Source organism: Arenimonas metalli CF5-1 (genome assembly GCF_000747155.1).
Classification (GTDB): Bacteria; Pseudomonadota; Gammaproteobacteria; order Xanthomonadales; family Xanthomonadaceae; genus Arenimonas; species Arenimonas metalli.
The window spans coordinates 119,759-129,386 of record NZ_AVCK01000011.1; the positions used below are offsets into that span (position 1 = coordinate 119,759).

Sequence of the window (9,628 nt, forward strand, 5' to 3'; positions counted from 1 at the left end):
CTCACTGTCCGCCTCAGCAAGGTCGCGTGCGAACCGCTCGACGCCGCCACCCCACGCGTGCATAACATGCAGCACCACTGGGCCAAGGGCGGGGACCATGTCATGGGCCTTGTCTGCACGAAGCCTGTCTCGGAGACGTTCGACGGCCTCGCCCGGGGAGCTGGCGGGCGGTAGGTTCGGGCCGCCCGCGTAGACACAGGGGAGGAGGGCGGTGCGCAGCGGGAGCGCCTGCCCTGACGCCGATGCCGCGGCGACGCTTGCGCGCCACAGGGAACAGACCGACGACCAGCCGTGCCAGGCGAACGTTTGGTGCTCGCCCCAGGCCCAGGCCGCGGCATCTGCTTGTCGCGTCGGAATACTCGGGTCGTACAAGCCGCAGGAAGGATCCAGCGGGGACACGATGTCCCAATGGCCGCCCGCGAGCCCAGCCATCAACCGATCACAACCCTCCGCGGAAAGCTGGGCCTCCACGTGAAGCAGGAGCACGTCCCGGCCCGGGCACTGTTGGCTGGCCCGCCGAAGCGCCTCCAACGGCGACGCCGCCACGCCCTCCACTCGCTGCCAGGCTAGGCGGGTGCGGGTCGTCACCGTCGCGCCGTGGGGCGACCAGAGGCTGATGACCGGGAGGGGAGTGGCATCCATGCGTTGTGTTCAGTCTCGGTAAGGGTGTCGGTGCGCCGGCCTGCTAGACTCGCCGCACCTCCGGATTATCCACGTCCGTGCCTCGTAACGCTTCCCCCTCAAAATCCGGCCCGGACACCGCCCGCCCCCGCTGGCGCACCTGGCTCATCCGCGGCGCCCTGCTGGCGCTGGGCCTGGCCGTGGGCATCGGCGTGCCCGTGTTCTACGTGCTCGACAAGCAGGTCCGCTCCGAGTTCGAGCAGCTGGCCTGGCAGGAGCCGACCCGCGTCTACGCCCGCCCGCTGTCGCTGGCGCCCGGCCAGCGCCTGGACGTGGCCACGCTCGAACTCGAACTCGCGGCCTCGGGCTACCGCAAGGACGCCGGCGGCGACCTGCCCGGCACCTACCAGCGTGAAGACGGTCGCTTCCGCATCGCCACCCGCGCCTTCACCGACGTGGACGGCCCGGTGCCGGCGCAGAAGCTCGAGGTGGTGCTGGGCGGCGGCCAGGTCGCGCGCGCCACCGACCGCGCCTCGGGCAAGCCCACGACCACCGCACGCCTCGACCCGGTCCGCATCGCCACGCTCTACGGCGGCAACCTGCAGGAAGAGCGCCGCCTGGTGCAGCTCAAGGACGTGCCGCCACTGCTGGTGACCGGCCTGCAGGCGGTCGAGGACCGCAACTTCAAGCACCACCACGGCATCGACCCCTGGGGGATGATGCGCGCGATGTGGGTGAACGTGCGCGAGGGCGAACTCGAGCAGGGCGCCAGCACGCTGACCCAGCAGCTGGTGCGCAGCCTGTTCCTCACGCGCGAGAAGCGCTGGAGCCGCAAGTTCAAGGAAATCGCCTACTCGCTGATCATCGAGGCGCGCTACGACAAGCAGCGCATCCTCGAGGCCTACCTCAACCAGGTCTACATGGGCCAGCAGGGCAACCAGTCGATCCGCGGCGTGGCCGCGGCGGCGGAGTTCTGGTTCGGCCGCGAGCTGGCCAGCCTGCGCACCGAGGAACTGGCGCTCATGGTGGCGATGATCAAGGGCCCGTCGGTCTACGATCCGCGCCGCAAGCCCGAGATCGCGCGCGAGCGCCGCGACCTGGTGCTGTCGGTCTGGCACGAGCTCGGCCTGATCGAGGCCGAACAGGCGCGCCGCGCCCGCGAGGCGCCGCTGGGCACCAGCACGCGCCCCGGCGTGGCCAGCAACCGCTACCCCGCCTTCATGGACCTGGTGCGCCGCCAGCTGGCGCGCGACTACCCGGCCGATGCGCTGCGCGGCGCCGGCCTCAACGTGCTCACCACGCTGTCGCCGTCGGCCCAGCAGCTGTCCGAGCAGGCGGTCAGCGGCACCCTCGGCCGCGTGCAGAAGAAGGACGGCCCGGCGCTGCAGGCCGGCATGGTCGTCACCGACACGGGTACCGGCGAAGTGCTGGCGATGGTCGGCAATCGCGCCGTGGGCCAGCCCGGCTTCAACCGCGCGCTCGAGGCCCAGCGCCCGGTCGGCTCGCTGCTCAAGCCGATGGTCTACCTGCTGGCGCTGGCGCAGCCGGACCGCTGGTCGCTGGCGACGCCGGTGGACGATGCGCCCGTCAACATCACGCTGCCGAACGGCAAGACCTGGAACCCCGGCAATTCCGACGGCGTCAGCCACGGCCGGGTGAGCCTGCTCGATGCACTGTCGCGGTCCTACAACCAGGCCACGGTGCGCGTGGGCATGGACGTCGGGCCCGAGCGCCTGGCCGAGCTGCTGAAGGTGCTCGCGGGCCTGCGTGCGCCGGCCAATCCGTCGCTGATCCTCGGCTCGGTGGACCTCAGCCCGTTCGCGATGGCGCAGGTCTACCAGTTCCTCGCGTCGGGCGGCGAGATCCAGCCGCTGCGCGCGGTGCGCGGCGTGGTCGATCCGCGCGGCAGCGCGATCAAGCGCTACGACTTCGACGCCGAGCCGGCGAAGGAAGGCGACGCGGTCGCCGCGCGCCTGGTCACGCTGGCGCTGCAGGACGCGGTGGCCAGCGGCACCGGCCGCAGCCTGCTGTCCGATGGCCTGGGCCGCCTGCGCGTGGCCGGCAAGACCGGCACCAGCAACGACAGCCGCGACAGCTGGTTCGCCGGCTACACCGGCGACCACCTGGCCGTGGTCTGGGTCGGCAACGACCAGAACGAGCCGACCGGCCTGTACGGCGCCACCGGCGCGATGCGCGTCTGGTCGGCGCTGTTCACCAAACTGCCCAGCGCGCCGCTGGACGTCGGCATGGGCGGGCTGGAGTGGGGCTGGGTGGACGCGACCGAGTTCGCCACCACCGAGGAAGAATGCGAAGGCGCGCGCCGCTACGCGTTCGTGGCCGGCTTCCTGCCGCCCGAGCACGTGAGCTGCGTGAAGCGCAGCTGGCTGGACTGGTTCCGCTTCGGCGGCGATGACGACGAGCGCGACGCGCGCCGCGAAGAGCGGCGCGAGCGCCAGCGCGGGGAATGACGGGATGAAGCGGATCTGGATCGGCGTGGGCTTGGTGCTGTTGGCGGGCTGTGGCGCGGAAACCACCACCTCGCCGCCGCGCAAGAAGGCCAGGGCCGACGTGGTCGCGCTGGTGGCCAGCGTGCGCGACGCCGGCGTGCAGGGCCTGGAGCTGGAGGTGCAGCCGCTGCGCGACCCGCAGGTCGAGGACCTGCGCCACCGCGCGGAGGCCCAGGAAGCCGCGGGCGATTACGCGGACGCCGCCGCCTCGCTGGACCAGGCGCTGGCGCTGGTGCCGGGCGATCCCGATCTGCTGCAGTGGAAGGCCGAGCTGGCGCTGCTGCGCCGGGTCTGGTCGCAGGCGGAAGCGCTGGCCAACCAGTCCTACGGGAACGGCCCGAAGCTGGGCGGCCTGTGCCGCCGGAACTGGCTCACCATCCACCACGCGCGTCGCCTCGCCGGCAACGCCGACGGCGCCGCCGTGGCGCGCCGCCAGGTGGACGCCTGCACGGTGGCGCCGCCGGTCCGGATGTAGGTGGACGACCTCGCCGAACGCACGCTCGCGGCGCTGGCGCCCGGCGGGCCGCTGGCGGAGGGCCTGCCCGGCTATGCGCCGCGCGCGGCCCAGGCCCAGCTGGCGGAGGCCGTGGCGCAGGCGATGGATGCGCGCGCAACGCTCATCGCCGAGGCCGGCACCGGCACCGGCAAGACCTACGCCTACCTGGTGCCGGCGCTGCTGTCGGGCCAGCGCACCATCATTTCCACCGGCACCCGCGCGCTGCAGGACCAGCTCTACCACCGCGACCTGCCGCGCGTGCGCGAGGCGCTGGGCGCCAGCGTCAAGACCGCGCTGCTAAAGGGCCGCGCCAACTACCTCTGCCAGTACCGGCTGGAGCAGGCCAAGGGCGAGAAGTTCCTTTCGCGCGAAGTGGCCGTGGAGTTCCAGCGCGTGGTCGCCTGGGCCGGGCGCACGCAGCGCGGTGACCTCGCCGAGCTGGCCGACATCGCCGAGGATTCGCCGCTGTGGCCGCAGGTCACCTCCACCGCCGACAACTGCCTGGGCGGCGAGTGCCCGTTCTGGAGCGAGTGCTTCGTGGCCAAGGCGCGCCAGCAGGCGCAGGCCGCGGACCTCGTGGTGGTCAACCACCACCTGCTGCTGGCCGACCTGGCGATCAAGCAGGAGGGCTTCGGCGAAATCCTGCCGGGCGCCGCGGCCTTCGTGCTGGACGAGGCGCACCAGCTGCCCGAGCTGGCCTCGCAGTTCTTCGGCGAAGGCCTCGGCGCGCGCCAGCTTGCCGATCTCTCGCGCGACGCGTTGGCCGAGTGCAAGCACGTCACCGCGTCGCTGGCCACCGTGCTGGGTCCCGCCCGCAGCCTCGAGCAGGCGACGCGCGAGGCGCGCCTGGCGATGGAAGGCCTGCCGCAGCGCGGCCCGATGGCGCGACTGATGGCCCAGCCCAAGCTGCCGGGCGCGATGGACATGCTCGAGCACACGCTGGCCGAACTGCAGCAGGCCCTGGCGCCGCTGTCCGAAGCCTCGCCCGGCTTCGCCGCCTGCGGCGACCGCGTCGCCGAACTCCTCCGCCGCCTCCGCGCCTGGCGCCGCCCCGACGCAAGCGCGGAAGAAAATGTACCAGGTTCATTTTCCGATCCAGCGGCCTCGATCTGCGGGGAACCTGACCCGGAAAATGAACCTGGTACATCTTCTTCCGCTGCCGCATTCGCGGTGCGGTGGTATGAGCTGACGCCGCGCGGCTTCACGCTGCAGCGCACGCCGCTGGACGTGTCCGGTCCGCTGCGCGAGTACCGCGAGAAGAGCCGGGCGGCGTGGATCTTCACCTCGGCGACGATGGCGGTGGCCGGCGATTTCCAGCACATCGGCAAGCGCCTGGGCCTGGACCGGCCGCGCGAGTTGCTGCAGCCCAGCCCCTTCGACTGGCCGAACCAGGCGCTGTGCTACCTGCCGCGCAACCTGCCCGAACCCAACAGCCACGGCTTCCTCGACGCCATGCTCGACGAGGTGTGGCCGGTGCTGGAGGCCTCGAAAGGCCGCGCGTTCCTGTTGTTCACGTCGCACCGCGCGCTGCGCGAAGCGGCCGAGCAGCTGCGCGAGGGGCCGTGGCCGCTGTTCGTGCAGGGCACCGCGCCGCGCAACACGCTGCTCGAGCAATTCCGCGCGTCCGGCAACGGCGTGCTGCTGGGTGCCGCCAGTTTCTGGGAGGGCGTGGACGTGGCCGGCGAGGCGCTGAGCGTCGTCGTGATCGACCGCATCCCCTTCGCCGCACCCGACGATCCCGTGCTGGAGGCGCGCCTGGACGCCGTGCGCCGCGCCGGCGGGAATCCCTTCCGCGACGAGCAGCTGCCGCAGGCAGTGATCGCACTCAAGCAGGGCGTCGGCCGGCTGATCCGCAGTGAGTCCGACCGCGGCGTGCTGGTGCTGTGCGATCCGCGCCTGGTCACGAAGTCCTACGGCCGACTGTTCCTCGACAGCCTGGCGCCGTTCCCGCGCACCCGCGTGCTGGCCGACGTGCAGGACTTTTTCGCGGCACAATCCTCCGACCCCGAAGCCGACGAGGCCCTGCCGTGAAGCTGCTCGCCATCGAAACCAGCACCGAGGCCTGCTCGGTCGCCGTTTACGTGGACGGCGAGGTGCGCGAGCGCCACGAACTCGCGCCGCGCCGGCACACGCAGCTGGTGCTGCCCTGGGCCGACGAGCTGATGGCCGAGGCCGGCCTGCGCAAGTCGCAGCTCGACGCGATTGCCGTGGGCCGCGGCCCCGGCGCCTTCACCGGCGTGCGCCTCGCCATCGCCATCGTGCAGGGCCTGGCGCTGGCGCTGGATCGCCCGGTGCTGCCGGTCTCCACGCTGGCGGTGCTGGCGATGCAGGGGCAGGGCGACGACATCCTCGCGGCGATCGATGCGCGCATGGGCGAGGTGTATCTCGGTGAGTTCCTGCGAGCGCCCGACGGCCTGGTGCAGGCCGCTTCGCCGGAAGTGATCGTGCCCCCGTCGCAGGCGATGCGTCCGGCGACGCCGGTGCACGGTGTCGGCACCGGCTTCGGCGCGGAGTCGTCCGCGCTGGTGGCACGTCTCGGCGACTCGCTGCTCGGCTTCGACGCCAGCGCCCTCCCGCGCGCCGCCGACCTGGCCCGCCTGGCCGCCGCCGCCTACGAACGCGGCGAAGCCCTCGCCCCCGACGCCCTCGAACCCGCCTACCTCCGCGACAAGGTCGCCCTCACCCTCGAGGAACAAGGCAAGGCCAAACCCACCCTGTAGGAGGGCCTTCAGGCCCGAAGCTCTTTCCGTGGAGCTCTTTGGACGCGGATTTACGCGGATGAACGCGGATAGATCAAAAGCTCCTGGGTCTTGATCCCCGCGAGATTCCCGCGCCCGCCGAAAACCACTCTCGCCTTTGCTCTATCCGCGTTCATCCGCGTAAATCCGCGTCTAAGAAAACATCTGCGCGAGTGCGAAGGGCATCGGGACTGAAGTCCCTCCCACAGGTGCGTTAGCCCAGCAGGACTAGGGTGGCGAGGCCGAGGAAGGAGAAGAAGCCCATCACGTCGGTGACGGTGGTCAGCACCACGCCGCCGGCCAGCGCCGGGTCGATGTTCACCCGGCGCAGCAGCAGGGGCACGCCGACGCCGGCCAGGGCCGCGGTGACCAGGTTGATCATCATCGCCGCGGCGATCACCACGCCCAGCATCGCGTCGCTGAACCACAGCGCCGACACCGAGCCCACCACCAGCGCCCAGGCCAGGCCGTTGAGGAAGCCGACCATCACTTCCTTGCTGAACAGCGCGCGCAGGTTGCCGCTGCCGACCTGGCCCAGGGCCATGCCGCGCACCATCAGGGTCAGCGTCTGCGTGCCGGCCACGCCGCCCATGCTGGCCACGATCGGCATCAGCACCGCCAGCGCCACCAGCTGCTCGAGCGTGTCGGCGAAGCGCCCGATCACCCACGAGGCCAGGAAGGCCGTGGCCAGGTTGATGCCCAGCCAGATCGCCCGCCGGCGCGCGGCGCGCGGCACCGGGCTGAACAGGTCTTCGTCCTCGTCCAGGCCGGCGGCGCCGAGGGCCTGGTGCGCGGCGTGCTCGCGGATGATGTCGACCACGTCGTCGATGGTGATGCGGCCGAGCAGGATGTTGTTCTCGTCCACCACCGGCGCCGAGATCCAGTCGTGGTCGGAGAACTGGCTGGCGACGTCGTGCGAGGGCGTGTCCACCGGGATCGCCGGCTGCTCGTCGTCGATCAGCTCGTTGATGGGCGTCGCCGCGCCGTGGATCAGCAGCGACGAGATCGCCACGCGGCCCAGGTACTGGTGCCGCCGGCTGACCACGAACAGGTGGTCGGTGTGCTCGGGGATCTCGCCCCGCAGGCGCAGGTAGCGCAGCACCACGTCCACGGTGACGTCGGTGCGCACCGTGATCACGTCCGGGTTCATCAGGCGGCCGGCGGTGTCCTCGCCGTAGCTGAGCACCTGCTCCAGCCGCTCGCGGTTCTCGCGGTCCATCGACTTGAGCACTTCGTCGATGACCGTGTCGGGCAGGTCTTCGGCCAGTTCGGCCAGGTCGTCGATGTCGAGGTCCTCGACCGCGGCGACGATTTCGTCCGGATCCATCTCGGCCAGCAGGAACTCGCGGACGTCGTCGCCCACGTGCACCAGCACCTCGCCGTCGTCCTCGGGATCGACCAGGCCCCAGACGATGCCGCGCTTGGCCGCGGGCAGGGACTCGAGCAGGTTGCCGATCTCGGCCGGCGACAGCGTGTTCACCAGCCGTCGCACCGGACCCAGGCGGCCAGTATCCAGCGCATCCGAAAGGAGGCGGAGCTGTCGCGCGGTCTTGTCGTGGCGAACGGCTTCAGCCATCAGGCGGCTCCCGGGAAGGCCCGCGCATTATGCGGGCCACGCGCCTCCCGCGCCTAGCCGTCACCCTGTGGGAGGGACTTCAGTCCCGATGCCCTTCGGCGAAAAGCATCGGGACTGAAGTCCCTCCCACGGGGGGCGGTCAGTGGTTGCGGGCGGTGGCGTAGCGGGCGAGGCCGAGGAGGGCGTCGCGCCAGGGGCTGGCGGGGAGGTCCTCGAGGGCGCGGGCGGCGAGGGTGGCGTAGTGCTCCGCGCGCTGGCGGCTGTACTCGATGCCGCCGGTCCGGGCGATGGCCGCCAGCACCTCGGGCATGGCGCTGGCGTCGCCGGTTTCCACGATCGTGCGCAGGCGCGCCCGCACCTTGTCGCCGCCGTGGGCCATCGCGTGGATCAGCGGCAGCGTCGCCTTGCCTTCGGCGAGGTCGTCGCCCAGGTTCTTGCCCAGCGCGTCGGCGTCGGCCGTGTAGTCGAGCACGTCGTCGGCGATCTGGAAGGCCAGGCCCAGGTTCATGCCGAAATCGTGCAGCTTCTGCTGCATGGCGTCGTCGGCGCCGGCCTGCAGCGCGCCCAGGCGCGTGGCGGCCGCGAACAGCACCGCCGTCTTGCGCTCGATCACCCGCAGGTAGGCGGCCTCGTCGGTGTCGGGGTTGTGCACGTGCAGCAGCTGCAGCACCTCGCCCTCGGCGATCTGGTTGGTGGTGTCGGCCAGCACCCGCATGATCGGCATCGAGTCAAGCCCGACCATCAGCTGGAAGCTGCGCGAATACAGGAAATCGCCGACCAGCACGCTGGGCGCGTTGCCCCAGAGCGCGTTGGCGGTCTTGCGGCCGCGGCGCAGGTCGGATTCGTCCACCACGTCGTCGTGCAGCAGGGTCGAGGTGTGGATGAACTCGATGATGGCCGCCAGCTGGTGCGGCTCCGGGCCGGCGTGGCCCAGCGCGCGCGCGGCCAGCACCACCAGCATCGGCCGAAGGCGCTTGCCGCCGGCGGCGATGATGTGCTCGGAAATCTGGTTGATCAGCGCCACGTCGGAGGCCAGGCGGCTGCGGATCAGCTGGTTCACGGCCTCCATCTCGCCGGCGGCGAGGCCCTGGATGTCGGCGATGCCGGGGAGGGCGGGGGCGAGGTCGGGGGCGCGTGCGGACATGGCCGTGATTATAGGGGCTGCGCGTGGCCGGGCGGTGACGCCCGGGGGCCGCGGAAGGCTTACCCCCGGGGCCGCCGGGCCCCTACGCCCCCCTGCGCGCCGGGGCTGGCATAATGGCCACCGGTCCAACATTCCATCGACGAAGGCAGGAAAGCCATGGCGCGCGGCATCAACAAAGTGATCCTGGTGGGCAACCTCGGCAACGACCCCGAAGTGCGCTACAGCCAGAGCGGCTCGGCCATCACCACGATCTCCGTCGCCACCTCCGAGAGTTGGAAGGACAAGAACGGCGAACAGCAGGAGCGGACCGAGTGGCACCGCGTGAAGGCCTTCGGCCGCCTCGCCGAGATCATGGGTGAGTACCTCAAGAAAGGCCGCCAGGTCTATATCGAGGGCAGCCTGCGCACCGAGAAGTACACCGACAAGAACGGCGTCGAGAAGTACGCCACCGACATCATCGCCGACGAGATGCAGATGCTCGGCGGCATGGGCGAGGGCGGCGGTGGCGGCGGTGGCCAGCGCGGCGGCGGCGAGCGCAGCGAGCGC

General features: G+C 71.3%; 7 protein-coding genes. 5 read left to right on the top strand and 2 right to left on the bottom strand.

Annotation, left to right across the window (positions count from 1 at the left end; genetic code table 11):
- Positions 1–719 precede the first annotated feature (719 nt).
- Genes mrcB through tsaB form a run of 4 tightly spaced genes read left to right on the top strand, consistent with a single transcriptional unit; the run spans position 720 to position 6,344 of the window.
- Complete coding sequence (gene mrcB, locus N787_RS03695) at positions 720–3,089, top strand: penicillin-binding protein 1B (RefSeq protein ID WP_052575098.1); 2,370 nt, start codon at positions 720–722, stop codon at positions 3,087–3,089.
- Between the two features lie 4 nt (positions 3,090–3,093).
- A complete protein-coding gene (locus tag N787_RS03700) occupies positions 3,094–3,603 on the top strand; it encodes a tetratricopeptide repeat protein (protein WP_034210881.1) in 510 nt (169 codons plus the stop codon).
- A complete protein-coding gene (gene yoaA, locus N787_RS03705) occupies positions 3,604–5,655 on the top strand; it encodes a DNA repair helicase YoaA (protein ID WP_034210882.1) in 2,052 nt (683 codons plus the stop codon).
- Positions 5,652–6,344 carry a tRNA (adenosine(37)-N6)-threonylcarbamoyltransferase complex dimerization subunit type 1 TsaB gene (gene tsaB / locus N787_RS03710; RefSeq protein WP_034210883.1) on the top strand — a complete coding sequence of 231 codons (693 nt, stop codon included), beginning with the start codon at positions 5,652–5,654 and terminating at the stop codon, positions 6,342–6,344. Before yoaA ends, tsaB begins: the two co-directional genes overlap by 4 nt.
- Before the next feature lie 232 nt (positions 6,345–6,576).
- On the opposite strand, the gene mgtE is transcribed toward tsaB, so the two are convergent.
- Positions 6,577–7,938, bottom strand: coding sequence for a magnesium transporter (mgtE, locus tag N787_RS03715; RefSeq protein WP_034210884.1), 1,362 nt, complete (start codon positions 7,936–7,938; stop codon positions 6,577–6,579).
- A 139-nt stretch (positions 7,939–8,077) separates the two neighbouring features.
- Entirely contained in the window at positions 8,078–9,082 is a 1,005-nt protein-coding gene (locus tag N787_RS03720) for a polyprenyl synthetase family protein (protein WP_034210885.1), read from the bottom strand.
- A 156-nt stretch (positions 9,083–9,238) separates the two neighbouring features.
- On the opposite strand from N787_RS03720, the gene ssb reads away from it, so the two are divergent.
- A partial coding sequence (ssb, locus tag N787_RS03725; RefSeq protein ID WP_034210886.1) for a single-stranded DNA-binding protein occupies positions 9,239–9,628 on the top strand: 390 nt, incomplete at its 3' end.